The sequence below is a fragment of the Aeromicrobium sp. PE09-221 genome, assembly GCF_002174305.1.
GTDB lineage: Bacteria > Actinomycetota > Actinomycetes > Propionibacteriales > Nocardioidaceae > Aeromicrobium.
The window spans coordinates 48,097-63,664 of the sequence record NZ_MIJB01000029.1 but is presented as its reverse complement, the minus strand read 5'-3'; the positions used below and the strand labels follow the sequence as shown (position 1 = coordinate 63,664).

Genomic DNA, 15,568 nt, shown 5'->3' with positions numbered 1-15,568 from the left:
ATGGCCACACCGGCCGTGGGGTCACCGAGCTTGGCGCGTACGGCGAGGTTGAGGTGGCCGACGACGAAGCCGATGACGATGGCGACCGCCACGGCGTAGAGGAAGTCGCTCGCAACGCCCCACAACGAGACACTGGCTCCCGTCGCGGCGATGGCGGACCGCAGCAGGACCAGCGCCGAAGCGTCGTTCAGCATGCTCTCTCCCTCGAGCACGGTCACGATGCGCGGCGACACCCGGGCCTTACGGACGATCGAGGTGGCCACGGCATCGGTGGGGCTGACGATGGCGCCGAGGGCGATGCCCGTCGCCAGGCCGATACCGGGGATCAACATCGAGATCACCCAGCCGATGACGACCGAGGAGATCACCACCAGCACGACCGAGAGGCCGGAGATCACCTTGAAGTCACGGCGAAAATCCATCGTCGGCACCCGCACCGCGGCTGCGTAGAGCAGCGGCGGGAGCACAACCCCGAGGATCCACTCGGGCTCGACGTCGATATCCGGCACCGCCGGCACCGCCGGCACCAGACTCACGGCGATACCGACCAGTACCAACACCAGAGGCGCCGCAACCCCGATACGCCCGGCGACCGCATGGACGGCCACGATCACCAGCAATGCGACGACGACGATCAACGTGAGCTCCACACCCTGACGCTACTCGCACCGCCTCTTCGGTGTCCGCTTTTCACCTCCCCCAGGCGGTGAGCTGTCACCTATCCGAGCGCCAGCAGTGCGGGACGGCTCACCGCCCAGCAACGATCGATCGTCGTGGCCGAAAAGGCTATTCTTAGAATATGGATTCCAGGAATTCGTTCGCCCTCCGACCGTCCACCCGTCGAGGAGGGTCCGCGTGAGCACCTGGACCCTCCGCGACCGACGCCGCGACCTCATCATCGAGAACATCGGGGGCGGTGCCGTCCGCGCGACCTGCGACGGTGAGCTCATCGAAGAACGCAGTGCCGGCGCCTTCGATGACACCGAGATCGGCCTCGGCACAGTCGACGACGATATCGAGCAGACGGTGCTCATCGGGCTGAACGCACGGCGCAGCATCCGCAGCGTGCGGCTCGTGGAGTGCAGCGCGGGTACCGGCACGACACGCATCGACTTCGTCCCTCCTGCCGGCACCCGCGCACGGCGACGCTACGACTGGCGCGAACGGCACCCCCACCTCTTCGCCGCCCGGCACGTCCTCACCACCGGGCTCGGCATGCTCATCGGGCTGCTGGGCATCAGTGCCCTGCTGAGCGCCTTCTTCCGTGGGCTGCTGCCGCGCATCGACTGGTCCTGGCTGCCGGATCTTCCAGATATCTCGCCCCCGGACTGGTTGCGCTACATCGATCCGGTCTACTGGATCTCGCGGTTGCTGCCCGACTGGGACTGGTTCGGCTGGCTGCCCGATCTCGACCTGTCGTGGCTACAGTACGCCGTTCCCTTCACCGTCGCAGTCGTCATCGGCCTGGGCGAACTGGAGAGGCGCCGCAAGCGGCAGGAGCGCGAACGAGAGGCCGACGATGGCTCGCCGGACTGACCCCCTCCTGCACGCGCGGCGACGTGAGCAGATCGTCGCCGGTGCGGCACACGCCTTCGCCGAGAAGGGCTACGACGGGGCCACGGTCAAGGACATCTGCCGCAAGAGCGGCCTCGGATCCGGCACCATCTTCCACTACTTCGCCGACAAACGGGCCATCCTCCACGGCATGCTGGAGGTCGACCGCGACGTGACGATTGCCGACCTCCGCGCCATCGAGGACGACGACGCGCTGATCGCCTTCTGGCAGGTGATCGACCGCCTCACCGAGGACCTGCGCGATCCCCTCGCCGGCCCATTGACATTCATGCTGCTCGGACAGCTGAGGACCGATCCAGTCGTCGGAGAACTGCTCGGCGCCGTCGACGCCGTGGCTCATGGCAGGCTCGCCGATCTCATCACCCGCCTGCAGACCGAGGGTCGCGCCGACCCAGACTGGAAGCCGGCGCATGCGGCGACATGGGCGCAATCGATCAGTGACGGCCTCTACCTGCGGTCCGGCGACGAGGACTTCGACGCGAGCTTCGAGCTCGTCCGCCTGCGCACCGTGCTGACGCGGACCTTCCTGCTCCCACCCGGCTGAGAGTTCCATCGAGCATCGGCCGCATGAGACGCTACACCGATGACGACCCTCTATTCCGCCACGATGTCCCTCGACGGCTACATCGCGGGACCGGGTGGCGACATGGGGTGGCTGACCCCCTATCTCGAAGACGACCTGGGCCCGGAGGCCGACACACTCGTCGAGGAGGTCGGCTGCCTGCTGGTGGGCGGCCGGACGCATCGAGGCGACGACCCGAATGCGGGCACGGACAGCGAGGGCGCCTTCGGCGGATCCTACGGGGGTCCGGCCGTGGTGCTCAGCCGAACGCTCGACCCGAACCAGCCGGGCGTCGACCTGGTGACCGATGACGTGCGGACGGCGGTCGAGCGAGCGACGGAGCTGGCGGCGGGCCACTATGTGAACATCCTCGGCGCAGAGGCCGCGGGCAGCGTCCACGATGCCGGCCTGCTCGATGAGATCCTCGTGTTCGTCGCACCGGTGCTCCTCGGCGACGGGACCCCGCTGTTCCATCGAGCCGGCGGCCAGCAGGTGCGGCTCGAACGCAAACCCGGCAGCACCGCCCACTGGTACCGCGTCCTGCGCTGAGGAGGGTGGCAGTTCCTTCCGCGGCGGTGGATAGGCGCCCGGGACGCTGTGCTGACGATCAGGTCCAGTCGGCCGAGCGCAGCACTCGCAACAGCTCATAGGCCTGGCGTTGCTGGTCCGAGGTCAGGCCGTCGACACCGAAGTCGATGGCGACGAGCGCCTGCGTGGCCTGATCGAGCACCTGCCCGCCCTCGGCCGTCAACGATGCCAGCACCCGCCGGCGGTCACCCTCGTCGACGGCTCTCGTCACAAGGCCCTGTGCCACCAGGCGGTCGATCGCATTGGTGACCGAGGTGGGATGCACCATGAGCCGCTCGCCGATCTTGCTGAGCGGTAGGGAGCCGAAGCGGCTGAAGGACAGCAGTCGCAGCACCTCATAGCGCGCGAAGGTGATGCCGAGCGGCTTCAGGACCGCCTCCAGTCGGGCGAGCACGATCTGCTGGGCTCGCATGAGCGAGGTGACCAGTCGCATGGACGTCGCATCGCCGACATGCCGCTCCCAGAGATCGCCCGCCCGCTCGATCGGGTCGAACTCCAGCGGCGCCATGCGCAGAAGCCTAACCGACCGGCTCCCGTTCTCGTTGAGTGTGACGTTTGGACGGCGAATTCAGCGATTTTGCCGTCCAAACGTCACACTCAACGAGAACGAGTGAATCAGCGGCTTTCATTTAGTAGGAAGTCCGACTATTTTATGGCCTAGGAACTACTCAGCGAGGTCAGCATGCACGTCCCCACCCACCCGGTTCGCTTCGTCACCGCCTCGGCGCTGTTCGACGGACACGATGCGAGCATCAACATCATGCGGCGCATCCTGCAGAGCCAGGGCGCTGAGGTGATCCATCTCGGGCACAACCGTTCGGTCGCCGAGATCGTCGACGCCGCGGTCGAGGAGGACGTGCAGGGGGTGGCAGTCAGCTCCTACCAGGGCGGCCATGTCGAGTTCTTCGAGTATCTCGTGGAATCGCTCGCCCAACGAGGCGTGCGCCATGTCCAGGTCTATGGCGGCGGGGGTGGGGTCATCGTGCCCGAGGAGATCGCTCGATTGCGCGCCACCGGCGTGCACATCTTCTCCCCCGAGGACGGCCAGCGCCTGGGGCTCGCGGGCATGATCAACGAACTGATCGCCGAGTGCGATGTCGACCTCTGGGACCTGGATCGGCCCGAGCCGTCCGCGGTGCTCGCCGGGGACCGCGCAGCGGTCGCGCGGGCGATCTCCGGTGCCGAGCTCGGGAGGCTCGACGGCACCCTCGGCGACCGGATCCGCGGGGCCGCCCTCGCATCGACCACGCCCGTCCTCGGTATCACCGGAACGGGCGGGTCGGGCAAGAGCTCACTCACCGACGAGCTGGTGCGCCGATTCCGCGTCGACCAGCAGGACAAGCTGCGGATCGGCGTCATCGCCGTCGACCCGACGCGGCGCAAGGGCGGCGGCGCGCTGCTCGGTGACCGCATCCGGATGAATGCCCTCGACGGCGACCGCGTCTACTTCCGCTCCCTCGCCACCCGAGGCGCACACGAGATCCCCGAGGGCCTCGCCGATGCGATCGCGGTGCTGAAGGCGGCCGGGAATGATCTCGTGATCGTCGAAACCCCCGGCATCGGCCAGGGCGATGCCGGGATCCTGCCCTTCGTCGACCACTCGCTGTATGTCATGACTCCGGAGTTCGGCGCGGCATCGCAGCTGGAGAAGATCGACATGCTCGACTTCGCCGATATCGTGGCGATCAACAAGTTCGAGCGACGCGGCGCCAAGGATGCGCTCCGCGACGTGGGTCGTCAGCTGGTGCGCAACCGCGAGGCCTTCGGCTCCAGGCCCGAGGAGATGCCCGTCTTCGGCACGTCGGCGGCGACCTTCGACGACGACGGGGTCACCGCGCTCTACCAGGCCGTGCGCGAGCTGGTCGGCATCGACCCGGGCGTGCTGCCGGCTGTATCGGTGCGTCATTCCAGCGACGAGGACCACGTCATGCCTCCGGGCCGCGTGCGGTACCTGGCCGAGATCGCCGAGACTGTGCGTGGCTACCACGCGCGGACCGCGGAGCTCGCGCGCCAGACCGCGCGCGCCCAACGTCTCCGCGAGGTCGCCGCCGAGTTGGGTGAGACCTCGGTGCTCGAGGCAGCCGATCGCGCGGAGACCGAGTTGCCCGTCGAGGTCCGCGACCAGCTGGCGGCCTGGCCCTCGATCATCGAGTCCTACTCCGGCGACAAGCAGACCGTGGTGGTCCGGGACAAGGAGATCCACACCCAGCTCACCCGCGAATCACTGGCGGGGTCGAGGATCCCACGGGTCGCGCTCCCGCGCTTCACCGACCACGGAGAGCTGGTGCGGTTCTGGCGCAAGGAGAACCTGCCCGGCTTCTTCCCGTTCACCGCCGGGGTGTTCCCGTTCAAGCGGGACAACGAGGACCCGGCGCGCATGTTCGCCGGTGAGGGCGACCCCTTCCGCACCAATCGCCGTTTCAAGCTGCTCAGCGAGGGCCAGCCAGCCACCCGCCTGTCGACCGCCTTCGACTCGGTCACCCTGTACGGCCGCGACCCCGATCTCCGTCCGGATATCTACGGCAAGGTCGGCACCTCCGGCGTCTCGGTCGCGACGCTCGACGATATGAAGGCCCTCTACGACGGCTTCGATCTGACCGCACCGACTACCAGCGTGTCGATGACGATCAACGGTCCCGCCCCCACCGTGCTCGCTTTCTTCCTCAACACTGTCATCGACCAGCAAGTCGAGGTCTTCCGCGAGCGCGAGGGCCGCGATCCCGACGACGCCGAGCGGGAGGAACTGCGCCGCGGTGCGCTGCAGACCGTCCGCGGCACGGTGCAGGCCGACATCCTCAAGGAGGATCAGGGCCAGAACACCTGCCTGTTCTCCACGGAGTTCAGCCTCAAAATGATGGGCGACATCCAGCAGTGGTTCATCGACGAGGGGGTGCGGAACTTCTACTCGGTGTCGATCTCGGGCTATCACATCGCCGAGGCCGGAGCGAACCCCATCAGCCAGCTCGCCTTCACGCTCGCCAATGGCTTCACCTATGTCGAGTCCTATCTCGCGCGGGGCATGGACATCGACGACTTCGCGCCCAACCTGTCCTTCTTCTTCAGCAACGGCATGGATCCGGAGTACTCGGTCCTCGGCCGTGTCGCTCGCCGCATCTGGGCGGTGACGATGCGCGACAAGTACGGCGCAGCCGAGCGCAGCCAGAAGCTCAAGTACCACGTGCAGACCTCGGGCCGCTCGCTGCACGCGCAGGAGATGCACTTCAACGACATCCGCACGACGCTCCAGGCGCTCACCGCCATCTACGACAATGCCAACAGCCTGCACACCAATGCCTACGACGAGGCGGTCACGACCCCGAGCGCCGAGTCGGTGCGCCGTGCCCTGGCGATCCAGCTCATCATCAATCGCGAGTGGGGGCTCGCGATGAATGAGAACCCCCTGCAGGGCTCGTTCATCATCGACGAGCTCACCGACCTGGTGGAGGAGGCGGTGCTGCGCGAGTTCGATGCGATCAGCGAACGCGGGGGCGTTCTCGGGGCGATGGAGACCGGCTACCAGCGCGGCCGCATCCAGGACGAGTCGATGCTCTACGAGCAGCGCAAGCACGACGGCTCGCTGCCGATCATCGGTGTCAACACCTTCCGACCGCAGGACACCGGCGACGAGCCGCCCACCGTGGAGCTCGCCCGTGCGACCGAGGCGGAGAAGCGGTCCCAGCTCGAGCGCCTCGAGGAGTTCCACCGCACCCACCGCGCCGATGCCGAGGTGGCCTTGACACGCCTGAAGGAAGCGGCGATGGGAGGCGAGAACGTGTTCGCGGTGCTCATGGACGCGGCGCGGGTGTGCTCCCTGCAGCAGATCACCGATGCCTTCTTCGAGGTCGGCGGCCAGTACCGGCGCAACGCCTGAGCGGACCCTGCTCGCCGAGCGGGACGGTCGTGAGTGCGGTACGAAGGGGTGAGAGCGGATCCACCCGCTGAAGGGAGCACCGCATGGACACCATGATCTGGGTCGCCGTAGCGATCGTCGCCGTCCTCGTCATCGTCGCGATCATCGCCTTCGCGCTGCGCAACAGCACCAAGGCGAAGCAGCGCCGTGAGCAGGAGCAGCGTGAGCATCGCCGCATCCAGGCGGCCGACCTCCGTGAGAACGCCCGTGAGGGACATGTCGAGGCGCACCGCGCGGAGGCGGAAGCCACGACCGCTCAGGCCGATGCCGAGCAGGCGCAGTTGGAGGCCGACCGCTTGGCCGCACAGGCCGAGGCGCTCGGGGCCGAAGCCGATACGACGCGCACCGCCGCGGATGACCAGCTCCGCCAGGCCGACGAGATCGACCCCGACGGACCGGGAGGGGAGACCCCTCGACGTTCGGCGCGCTCCGACGATGCGGGGTCGGCAGCGGACGATCCGGCCGTCGGCGATCCCCGACACGCGCGCCGCGACACCCCACCGCCGGTCTGAGAGTCACCCCGGTTCGAGACCGGGTGAGTGGATGATCGTGTCCGGCGAGGAGTGCTCGTCGCCGGGGTCCCGCGTGCCTCGATCCCGCACTCCTCGTCCCGTCGCGGAGACGGGGGACCGAGCGGTGTGGAGGCCCGCACGAGGGCACCGCCGTCCTGGCCCTCGCCTGCCGACGGCTACTCGCCGGTAAGGTCGGAGCGTGTCTCCCTTCCCGTACGAGCAGATCGTGAGACTGCCCCTGACCGCCGAGCACGTGGTCGGCCCGGAGCATCTCGATGTCAACGGCCACATGAACATCGGCCACTATTTCGCCTTCGGCGGACACGCCATGTGGGATCGCAACCGTCAGGACCTCGGGATGCCCGATACCTACATCGCCGAACGCGGACTCACCACGTTCACGGCCGAGCAGCACCTGCGCTATCTCGCAGAGGCGGTCGAAGGCGACGAGATCGGTGTGCACACGGTCACCGTCGATGCCGGTGCAAAGGCCCTCCATATGGCCGCACTCATCACCAACCGCACACGTGGTCAGCTCGCCTGCGTCATGGAGGCCATCGCCGTCCACGTCGACTTCAGCAGCCGTCGTCCGGTGCCCTTCCCCGACGATGTCGCCGCCCTCATCGCGGCGGCGATCGAGGAGGACCGTACTGATGTCGCCTTGCCGCTCAGCGGCTCGATCGCCATCCGTCGCTGACACGTCCTAACACAGATCGTCGATCAGCGAGGCACCTGACCACAGGGTGAGCAGCGCTCCGGAACGGAGCCGAGCGGAGCACTGTAGCTGACATGGCAACGACCGCTCCCCTCACCGGCGCCGTCCCCGCGAGCATCTCCACCCCCCTCGGCGATCACGGGGGCGTGGCGTCGTGACGGTGACCCGCAGCGACCCCGCCCTGCAGACGGCCCTCCGGCGCGCCATGGCGAACCTCACGACCGGTCTATGCGTCGTCACGACCTCCTCCGGGGGAGGCCGTCCACACGGCACCACCCTCAGCGGCGTCATGTCGCTGTCGATGGATCCGCCGATGGTTCTGCTGTCGCTGTCGCGCACGTCGAGCCTGTTGGCGCGGTTGAGCCGGGGTGGGCAGTTCGGGGTCAACGTGCTCGCGGCCCATCACGACCAGATCGCGCTGCGCTTCAGCAAGGACGTCCACGATCGGTTCGCCGATATCGCCTGGGAGGACGCCGGGGCCCCGCGACTGCACGACGTGCACGCCTGGGTGCTCGCGGACGTGGCGAGTCTCGTGCCCGCGGGCGACCACACACTCGTGCTCGGCGATGTCGTGGAGGCCGAGGCAGCCGCGGGGCGGCCACTCGCCTACTGGCAGCGGACCTTCGGCACCCACCAGGCCTTCTGAGGTCCTACGCTGCGCGTATGGTGCCACAACGCGCGTTCCTGCTCCTCGCGGCGATAGCCGGCCTCGTCCTCCTGTGCCTCTGGCGCGTGCCGCGCGCGGGTTCGGCACTCATCCGGCGGGCCTTCACCCGAGGCGGGGCGCGCACCGTCGCACGGTTGGCGCCCTTCGTTCCCGCGCACGTCGCTGGTCGTCGTGGTGTCGCCTACGGCACACGACCAGAGGAGCTCCTGGACGTCTGGTACCCGGAGGGCACCGAGCACCCTCTGCCGACGGTCGTCTGGGTCCACGGAGGCGGCTGGGTCGCCGGATCTCCGGCCGATGTCGAGCCATACGCGAAGATCCTCGCGGCCGAGGGATACACGGTCGTCGCCGTCGACTACACCCTCGCGCCGGCCGCCCGGTATCCGCTGCCCCTGCGTCAGGTGAACGCGGCGATCGGCTGGCTCGTCGAACACGCCGAGGAGCTGCACATCGACGCGGACCGGCTCGTCCTCGCCGGCGACTCTGCGGGGGCCCAGATCAGCGCTCAGCTCGCGGCGGCGATCACCGAGCCGTCCTATGCCGATCTCATCGGCCTACGACCCGCGATCGGCGCCGGACAGCTGTGCGGGGTCATCTCCCACTGCGGGCCGCAGGCACCGGCCCTCCTGGCGGGCGCCCGCGGCATCGGGGGCTGGTTCGTCCGGACCGTCGGACGTGCCTACTTCGCCACCACGTCCTTCGACTCCCCCCGCGTACGCGAAGCCTCCGTCGCCGAGCACGTGAGCTCCAGATACGTGCCGACGCTCGTGACAGGCGGGAACGGTGATCCGCTCACGATCCAGGGCCGATTGTTCACCGAGCGGCTCACCGACGCGGGTGTCGATGTCACGGCCCTCTTCTGGCCCGCCGACCATGAGCCGCCTCTCGGCCACGAGTTCCAGTTCGACCTGAACCTGCCGGAGAGTCAGCAGGTCCTGGACGCGACGAAGGACTTCCTCGCGCGCGTCACCCGATAGCGGTCAGGCGGGCAGATGACGGGCGAGGAACTCTCGGGTGCGGGCCTCGCGGGGCGCCGTGAAGATCTGCTCAGGCGTGCCCTCCTCGACGATACGGCCATCGGCGAGGAAGACGATCCGGTCCGCGGACTCTCGGGCGAAGGCCATCTCGTGCGTCGCCATGACGATCGTGTGCCCCTCCGCCGCGAGGTCCCGCACGACATCGAGCACGTCTCCCACGAGCATCGGATCGAGGGCCGCCGTGACCTCATCGAGGAGTAGGAGCTTCGGCTGCATCGCGACGGCGCGGATCAACGCCACCCGCTGCTGCTGACCGCCGGACAGGGCGTCGGGGTAGGCATCCGACTTGCCGTCCAGACCGATGCGGTCCAGCAGCTCGTGCGCGCGCCGCTCCGCTTCGGCCCGTTTCTGGCCCAGGACCCGACGCGGCCCGATCGTCACATTGTCGAGCACCGACAGGTGCGGGAAGAGATTGTAGGACTGGAAGACGATGCCGATCGAGCGGCGGATCTCGTCGGGATCGACCGTGGGATCGGTGATCTCCCGGTCGTCCAGCCAGATATCGCCGTCATCGGTGATCTCCAGCAGGTCCAAGCATCTCAGCAGGGTCGACTTGCCCGAGCCCGAGGCACCGATGAGGCAGACGACCTCGCCGCGCGCGACCGACAGGTCGATCCCGTCGAGCACGACGTGATCGCCATAGGCCTTGGTCAGATCCTTAATGCGCAGCATGTCAGATTCCGTTCTCGCGACGCAGCGATCGGATGGTCAGCCAGTCGGTGAACCGTGCGAGCGGGATGGTGACGACGATGAAGAAGACCGCCGCGACGCACAGCGACGTGAAGTTGAAGGTCGAGGCCGAGTACACCTGCGCGGCACGCAGAGCCTCCACCAGCCCGATGGTCGACAGCAGTGCCGTGTCCTTCTGCAGGGCCACGAAGTCGTTGATGAGCGGCGGCGAGACCCGTCGCACCGCCTGCGGCAGCACGATGTGCCGCAGGGTCTGCCGATAGCTCATCCCGAGCGCACGACCGCTGGCCCACTGTGTCGGATGGATGGAGAGCAACCCCGCGCGCAGCACCTCGGCCACATAGGCGCCGTAGCTCAGAGTGAGGGCGATGACGCCGAGCCAGAACAGGCTCGTCGGCATCCCATTGAGGTTCAGCGCCGGAACCCCGAAGCCCACCAGCAGGACGATCAGCAGGGTCGGGATACCGCGGAAGACGTCGGTATAGAGGGCCGCGATGATCTTCAGCGGCATCAGGGCGGGCGACGGGATCACCCGGATCACGGCTATCAGCAGCGCGACCGCCAGGACGAACAGCTCGATCGTCAGGAACAGCCGGATATTGAGCCAGAACGCGTCCAGGATCTTGGGGAACGACTCCTTGGCGTGTCCCCAGTCGAAATAGGTGAGGCGCACCCGTTCCCACCCCGGGGCATTGACCACGACGAGCACCAGCAGGCCGAGCACCACGATCGTGGACACTGCCGCGATCGTCGCCCGCCGCCGCGACTGGCGGATCCGGTAGGCGTTGCGTTCGAGCTGGCGCGCGCTGAGCACGCGGTCCGCCCGGGGTGGGGTCGAGGTCACTGCAGCTCAGGGACGTCGGCGGACTCTGAAAGCCACTCGGTCTCGATGTCGTCGAGGGTGCCGTTGTCCCGGAGCTCGACGATGGCGGCGTCGAGGCAGGGCTTGAGCTCGCTGCCCTTCTCCATCAGCAGGCCGAACTCCTCGGACTCTCCGGTCTCGGGCTGGAACTGCCCGGCGATCGCGGAGCCGTCGATCTCAGCGGCGGTGAGGTAGAAGGCGCTCGGCAGATCGGCCACGATCGCGTCGACCTGACCGTTCTCGAGGGCCTGCGCCGCCTTGACGGTGTCGTCGTAGACGAGCGGCTCGGTCGACGGTCCGATCTGGTCGATCGCGGTGAGCGAGGTGGTGCCGATCTGGGCGCCGAGGCGGGCATCGGCGAACTCCTCGAGACTAGTGGCGCCGGCGAACTCGGAGTCCTCGAGTGTGAGGATCGCCTGAGCGGCGGAGTAGTAGGGCTCGGAGAAGTCGACGGCCTGCTCGCGGTCCTCGCTGATCGAGATCTGGTTGATGTCGAAGTCGAAGTCCTTGGCACCGGGCTGATACGAGGAGTTGAAGGGCACGACGACCCATTCGACGTCCTCGGCAGCGAAGCCGAGCTCCTCGGCGACCGCATAGGCGACCGCGCCCTCGTAGCCCTCGCCGTTGCTGGGGTCGTTGTCGGCGAACCAGGGTTCGAAGGCCGGGTCATCGGTGGCGATGGTCAGGGTGCCGTCGTTCTTGACCGGCAGGCTGTCGACCGAGCACTCGCCCTCACCGGGCGTGGCAGAGGCGGAGTCGTTGTCATTGTCGTCGGCGGGCGAGCAGGCGGAGGCGAGCACGAGCACGCCCGCGGCAGCCGACAGACCGAGGATTCGGGGGGAACGCATGGGCAATATTCTAGGGATCAGGTACCTATCGCCAACGCCTGGCCATGTCGGCGCCCCCGCATTAGCCCGAACGGACCAGTGCGGGGGCACGCTGCAACCCCTCGGCCCGTGGCGGTACCTCATCAACCTCACCTCACGAGTAGAGGTAACCCGTCACCCCACTGGGCCCCGCCTCCATAAGGTTGCTGGCCTACCGCCGGGCACGAGGTGAGGTTAGCCAGCTACCGCCACCCCGGCGTGCTAGGGACGGCGGGGGAACTGCGAGAAGTCCGGCGCGCGCTTCTCCTTGTACGCGTCGCGTCCCTCCTGGGCCTCCGGCTGGCCGTAGAACAGCAGGTTGGCGTCGTGCGCGAGCTGCTGGATCCCGGCATAACCGTCCTCGGCCGCATGGAAGCTCATCTTCGACAGCCGGATGGCCCACGGCGAGCGCTCCAGCATCTCACGGCACCACTCCACGGCGGTCGCCTCGAGTTCGGCCAGCGGCACGACCGTGTTGATCAGCCCCATCTCGAGAGCCTCCTGCGCGTCGTACTGGCGGCATAGGAACCATATCTCCTTGGCCTTCTTCGGCCCGACGAGATCGGAGAGGACGCTCGCACCGTAGCCGCCGTCGAAGGAGCCGACCTTCGGGCCGACCTGCCCGAAGCGGGCGTTGTCCGCCGCGATGGTGAGGTCGCAGACGAGGTGCAGCACATGGCCGCCGCCGATCGCCCACCCGGCCACCGCCGCCACGATCGGCTTGGGGGTGCGGCGCATCTGCACGTGCAGGTCGGTCACATCGAAGCGGCCGGTGGCGCCCTCATCGGTCTTGTAACCCGAATCTCCCCGCACCCGCTGATCGCCGCCGGAGCAGAAGGCCTTGTCGCCCTCGCCGGTGAGGATGATCGCACCGATCCCCTCGTCCTCACGTGCGACGTTCAGCGCATGCGAGATCTGCCGGATCGTCTGCGGCCGGAACGCATTGTGCACCTCGGGACGGCAGATGGTGATCTTGGCGATCCCGTCGCTCGTGGTCTCATAGCGGATATCGGAGTAGTCCCCCGAGGCATTCCAGTCGATCGCAGCACTCATGCCGCTCAGACTAGATGATCGACCGATGACCCGCGCCCGCGGTTTCTGTCGCTCTGCGTTGCCCACGAAGGCTGAGCTTTCGCGGTTGCTGGGGCAACCGCAGATGCACATCTTCCGTCGCCCGCGCATGGAGCATGAGCATCCACGGTGGCCGTAGTAACCACAGATGCACATCCTCCGTCGGACCGGGTGTTGCGTTCTGTACCGTCCGCCATCTGCTGGGCCACGACTTCTAGGCTGGAGCCATGCGAGACGATTTGGGAGCCGAGCTGATCACCCGCCGACCCGTGCGCCGCGTGGTGAGCCTGGTCCCGTCGCTCACCGAGGCCATGGCGGTGACCGAGCCGGATGCCGTCGTCGGCGCCACCGATTGGTGCACGCATCCCGCCGGACTGGACGTCACGCGCGTCCGGGGCACCAAGAACCCGAATCTCGATCTCATCTCCTCCCTGCGTCCCGATCTCGTGGTCGCGAACCAGGAGGAGAACCGTGAGCTCGACGTGCAGCGACTGCGCGCGGAGGGGATCCCGGTGTGGGTCACGCGGATCGAGACCCTCGACGAGGCCTTCGCCTCCATGCGTCGGCTGTTCACCGATGGACTGTCCTGGGGTGTCCCCGAGTGGCTCGCCGAGGCCGAGCAGGCGTGGGCGACCCCGGCCTCCGCACCTCGAGGAAGGGCGGCGGTCGCCGTGTGGCGCGACCCGTGGATGGTGGTCGGATCATCGACGTTCACGGGCGATGTCATGGCGCGGCTCGGTCTGGAGAATGTCTTCGAGAAGCACGAGGACCGGTACCCGCATGTCGACCTGAGCGAGATCGACCGCGCCGACATCGACCTCGTGCTGCTGCCCGACGAGCCCTATGTCTTCACGGCCGAGGACGGTCCCGAGGCCTTCTCGACGGTGCGCACGGTGCTGTGCTCGGGCCGGTCCCTCACCTGGTACGGCCCCAGCCTGCTCACCGCCCGCGACGAGCTCGAGTCCCTGCTGACCTGACGAACCCGTTGAGTGTGGGGGCACCACCCTGCACGGAGCTCTGCGAAGTGCTCGGGGGAACGTTTGGACGGTGATTGTGTCGAAATCACCGTCCAAACGTCACACTCAACGGGTTCTGGACCGGGTCGGGTCAGAAGTTGATCATGTGGCCGACGAGGCCGTGGAAGGCCTCCTGAAGGGCCTCGCTGAGGGTCGGGTGGGTGTGGACATTGCGGGCCAGCTCGAGGGCGCCCAGGTCCCACTTCTGCGCGAGGGTCAGCTCGGGGAGAAGCTCGGAGACATCGGGACCGATGAGGTGGCCACCGAGCAGCTCGTAGTGCTCCTTGTCGGCGATGAGCTTGACGAAGCCGGTGGCATCGCCGAGACCGTGCGCCTTGCCGTTGGCGGTGAAGGGGAACTTGGCGACGATGACGTCGTGGCCCTCCTCCTTGGCCTGCTCCTCGGTGAGGCCGAAGGATGCGACCTGGGGCGTGGTGAAGGTGGCGCGCGGCATCATCCGGTAGTCGCCCAGCTCCATCGTCTCGGCCTCGCCGATGGTCTCAGCAGCCACGACGCCCTGCGCCTCGGCCACGTGAGCCAGCTGGAGCTTCATCGTGACATCGCCGATCGCGTAGATGTGCGGCACATTGGTGCGCATGCGCTCGTCGATCGCGATGGCGCCGCGGTCGGTGAGCTCGACGCCCGCGGCGTCCAGACCGACACCCTCGACATTCGGCTGGAAGCCGATCGAGACGAGGACGCGGTCGACAGTGATGGTCTCCTCCCCCTTCTTGCCCGAATAGCGGACCGTCACGTCATCGCCGTTGTCGGTGACCTCTTCGACCTTGGTGGAGGCGAGGATCGGGATGCCGAGCTTCTTATAGGCCTTGGTGATCTCCTTGGAGACCTCGGGATCCTCATTGGGGAGCGCGCGATCGAGGAACTCGATGATGGTGACGTCGACGCCGTAGGCACGCAGCACATAGGCGAACTCCATGCCGATGGCGCCGGCGCCGACGATGGCGATGGATCCGGGGAGATCCTCGCGCATGATCTGCTCTTCGTAGGTGAGCACGTTGTCGGACTTCTCGACGCCGGGGAGCATCCGCACGCGCGAGCCGGTGGCGACGATGGCGTTGTCGAACTCGACGGTCTCGGTGCCGCCGTCGTTGAGCGCGACCTCGATCGAGTTCGGTCCGGTGAACGTGCCACGGCCGTCGAACTCGGTGATCTTGTTCTTCTTCATCAGGAAGTGCACGCCCTTGACGCGCCCCTCGGCGACCTCGCGACTGCGGCTGAAGGCCTTGCCGAAGTCGAAGGAGACGTCACCGCTGATGCCGAACACATCGGCCTCGTGGTTGACGATATTGGCGAGCTCGGCGTTGCGAAGGAGCGCCTTGGACGGGATGCAGCCGACATTGAGGCACACGCCGCCCCAGTACTTGCTCTCGATGATCGCGACGGACTTGCCGAGCTGGGCGGCGCGGATCGCGGCCACATAGCCGCCGGGGCCGGCACCGAGCACCACGACGTCAAAGCGGTTGGACATGGACTCCC

Annotated in this window: 15 protein-coding genes and 1 pseudogene; 9 read left to right on the top strand and 7 right to left on the bottom strand. The window is 67.6% G+C overall.

Features of this window, described 5'->3' with window-relative positions; translation table 11 throughout:
- Positions 1-59: 59 nt before the first annotated feature.
- Positions 60-608: pseudogene (locus BHE97_RS21020) on the bottom strand (cation:proton antiporter); the annotation flags it as partial.
- A gap of 247 nt (positions 609-855) precedes the next feature.
- On the opposite strand from BHE97_RS21020, the gene BHE97_RS16130 reads away from it, so the two are divergent.
- Genes BHE97_RS16130 through BHE97_RS16120 form a run of 3 tightly spaced genes read left to right on the top strand, consistent with a single transcriptional unit; the run spans position 856 to position 2,686 of the window.
- Positions 856-1,536, top strand: coding sequence for a hypothetical protein (locus BHE97_RS16130; RefSeq protein ID WP_087625056.1), 681 nt, complete (start codon positions 856-858; stop codon positions 1,534-1,536).
- The gene (locus BHE97_RS16125) at positions 1,520-2,119 is read left to right on the top strand and encodes a TetR/AcrR family transcriptional regulator (protein WP_087625055.1); all 600 of its coding nucleotides are present in this window, start codon (positions 1,520-1,522) and stop codon (positions 2,117-2,119) included. The genes BHE97_RS16130 and BHE97_RS16125 overlap by 17 nt, the downstream gene beginning before the upstream one ends.
- 39 nt (positions 2,120-2,158) lie before the next feature.
- A complete protein-coding gene (locus BHE97_RS16120; protein ID WP_201791483.1) occupies positions 2,159-2,686 on the top strand; it encodes a dihydrofolate reductase family protein in 528 nt (175 codons plus the stop codon).
- Between the two features lie 58 nt (positions 2,687-2,744).
- Here BHE97_RS16120 and BHE97_RS16115 read toward each other — a convergent pair whose 3' ends face one another.
- Entirely contained in the window at positions 2,745-3,233 is a 489-nt protein-coding gene (locus tag BHE97_RS16115; protein WP_087625054.1) for a MarR family transcriptional regulator, read from the bottom strand.
- Positions 3,234-3,407: 174 nt separating this feature from the next.
- Here BHE97_RS16115 and icmF point away from each other — a divergent pair, with 174 nt between their 5' ends.
- The 5 genes from icmF to BHE97_RS16090 all read left to right on the top strand — a co-directional run bounded on the left by icmF (position 3,408) and on the right by BHE97_RS16090 (position 9,506).
- On the top strand, positions 3,408-6,596 hold the full coding sequence (gene icmF / locus BHE97_RS16110) for a fused isobutyryl-CoA mutase/GTPase IcmF (protein ID WP_087625053.1): 3,189 nt from the start codon (positions 3,408-3,410) through the stop codon (positions 6,594-6,596).
- Between the two features lie 83 nt (positions 6,597-6,679).
- A complete protein-coding gene (locus BHE97_RS16105; RefSeq protein WP_087625052.1) occupies positions 6,680-7,147 on the top strand; it encodes a hypothetical protein in 468 nt (155 codons plus the stop codon).
- 199 nt (positions 7,148-7,346) lie between these two features.
- Entirely contained in the window at positions 7,347-7,844 is a 498-nt protein-coding gene (locus BHE97_RS16100) for a thioesterase family protein (protein WP_087625051.1), read from the top strand.
- A 178-nt stretch (positions 7,845-8,022) separates the two neighbouring features.
- Complete coding sequence (locus tag BHE97_RS16095; protein ID WP_236757746.1) at positions 8,023-8,508, top strand: flavin reductase family protein; 486 nt, start codon at positions 8,023-8,025, stop codon at positions 8,506-8,508.
- A 17-nt stretch (positions 8,509-8,525) separates the two neighbouring features.
- Entirely contained in the window at positions 8,526-9,506 is a 981-nt protein-coding gene (locus tag BHE97_RS16090) for an alpha/beta hydrolase (protein WP_087625050.1), read from the top strand.
- 3 nt (positions 9,507-9,509) lie between these two features.
- Here the strand turns inward: BHE97_RS16090 and BHE97_RS16085 are convergent, their stop codons facing one another.
- From BHE97_RS16085 to menB, 4 genes are all read right to left on the bottom strand, one after another.
- Positions 9,510-10,238 (bottom strand): amino acid ABC transporter ATP-binding protein, encoded by a 729-nt coding sequence (locus BHE97_RS16085; RefSeq protein ID WP_087625049.1) that lies wholly within the window; start codon positions 10,236-10,238, stop codon positions 9,510-9,512.
- A gap of 1 nt (position 10,239) precedes the next feature.
- On the bottom strand, positions 10,240-11,070 hold the full coding sequence (locus BHE97_RS16080; RefSeq protein WP_201791494.1) for an amino acid ABC transporter permease: 831 nt from the start codon (positions 11,068-11,070) through the stop codon (positions 10,240-10,242).
- A 26-nt stretch (positions 11,071-11,096) separates the two neighbouring features.
- Positions 11,097-11,966 carry an ABC transporter substrate-binding protein gene (locus BHE97_RS16075; protein WP_087625047.1) on the bottom strand — a complete coding sequence of 290 codons (870 nt, stop codon included), beginning with the start codon at positions 11,964-11,966 and terminating at the stop codon, positions 11,097-11,099.
- Positions 11,967-12,206: 240 nt separating this feature from the next.
- Entirely contained in the window at positions 12,207-13,037 is an 831-nt protein-coding gene (gene menB / locus BHE97_RS16070; RefSeq protein ID WP_087625046.1) for a 1,4-dihydroxy-2-naphthoyl-CoA synthase, read from the bottom strand.
- A 245-nt stretch (positions 13,038-13,282) separates the two neighbouring features.
- Here menB and BHE97_RS16065 point away from each other — a divergent pair, with 245 nt between their 5' ends.
- A complete protein-coding gene (locus BHE97_RS16065) occupies positions 13,283-14,032 on the top strand; it encodes a helical backbone metal receptor (protein WP_087625045.1) in 750 nt (249 codons plus the stop codon).
- 130 nt (positions 14,033-14,162) lie between these two features.
- Here BHE97_RS16065 and lpdA read toward each other — a convergent pair whose 3' ends face one another.
- Complete coding sequence (gene lpdA / locus BHE97_RS16060; RefSeq protein ID WP_087625044.1) at positions 14,163-15,560, bottom strand: dihydrolipoyl dehydrogenase; 1,398 nt, start codon at positions 15,558-15,560, stop codon at positions 14,163-14,165.
- Positions 15,561-15,568: the final 8 nt, after the last annotated feature.

Excerpts from the sequence above, each read along its gene's own strand:
- BHE97_RS16085 (WP_087625049.1), bottom strand. The coding sequence starts at position 10,238 with ATGCTGCGCATTAAGGATCTGACCAAGGCCTATGGCGATCACGTCGTG.
- BHE97_RS16125 (WP_087625055.1), top strand. The coding sequence starts at position 1,520 with ATGGCTCGCCGGACTGACCCCCTCCTGCACGCGCGGCGACGTGAGCAG.
- icmF (WP_087625053.1), top strand. The coding sequence starts at position 3,408 with ATGCACGTCCCCACCCACCCGGTTCGCTTCGTCACCGCCTCGGCGCTG.
- BHE97_RS16075 (WP_087625047.1), bottom strand. The coding sequence starts at position 11,966 with ATGCGTTCCCCCCGAATCCTCGGTCTGTCGGCTGCCGCGGGCGTGCTC.
- menB (WP_087625046.1), bottom strand. The coding sequence starts at position 13,037 with ATGAGTGCTGCGATCGACTGGAATGCCTCGGGGGACTACTCCGATATC.
- BHE97_RS16065 (WP_087625045.1), top strand. The coding sequence starts at position 13,283 with ATGCGAGACGATTTGGGAGCCGAGCTGATCACCCGCCGACCCGTGCGC.
- BHE97_RS16115 (WP_087625054.1), bottom strand. The coding sequence starts at position 3,233 with ATGGCGCCGCTGGAGTTCGACCCGATCGAGCGGGCGGGCGATCTCTGG.
- BHE97_RS16105 (WP_087625052.1), top strand. The coding sequence starts at position 6,680 with ATGGACACCATGATCTGGGTCGCCGTAGCGATCGTCGCCGTCCTCGTC.
- BHE97_RS16120 (WP_201791483.1), top strand. The coding sequence starts at position 2,159 with ATGACGACCCTCTATTCCGCCACGATGTCCCTCGACGGCTACATCGCG.
- lpdA (WP_087625044.1), bottom strand. The coding sequence starts at position 15,560 with ATGTCCAACCGCTTTGACGTCGTGGTGCTCGGTGCCGGCCCCGGCGGC.
- BHE97_RS16090 (WP_087625050.1), top strand. The coding sequence starts at position 8,526 with ATGGTGCCACAACGCGCGTTCCTGCTCCTCGCGGCGATAGCCGGCCTC.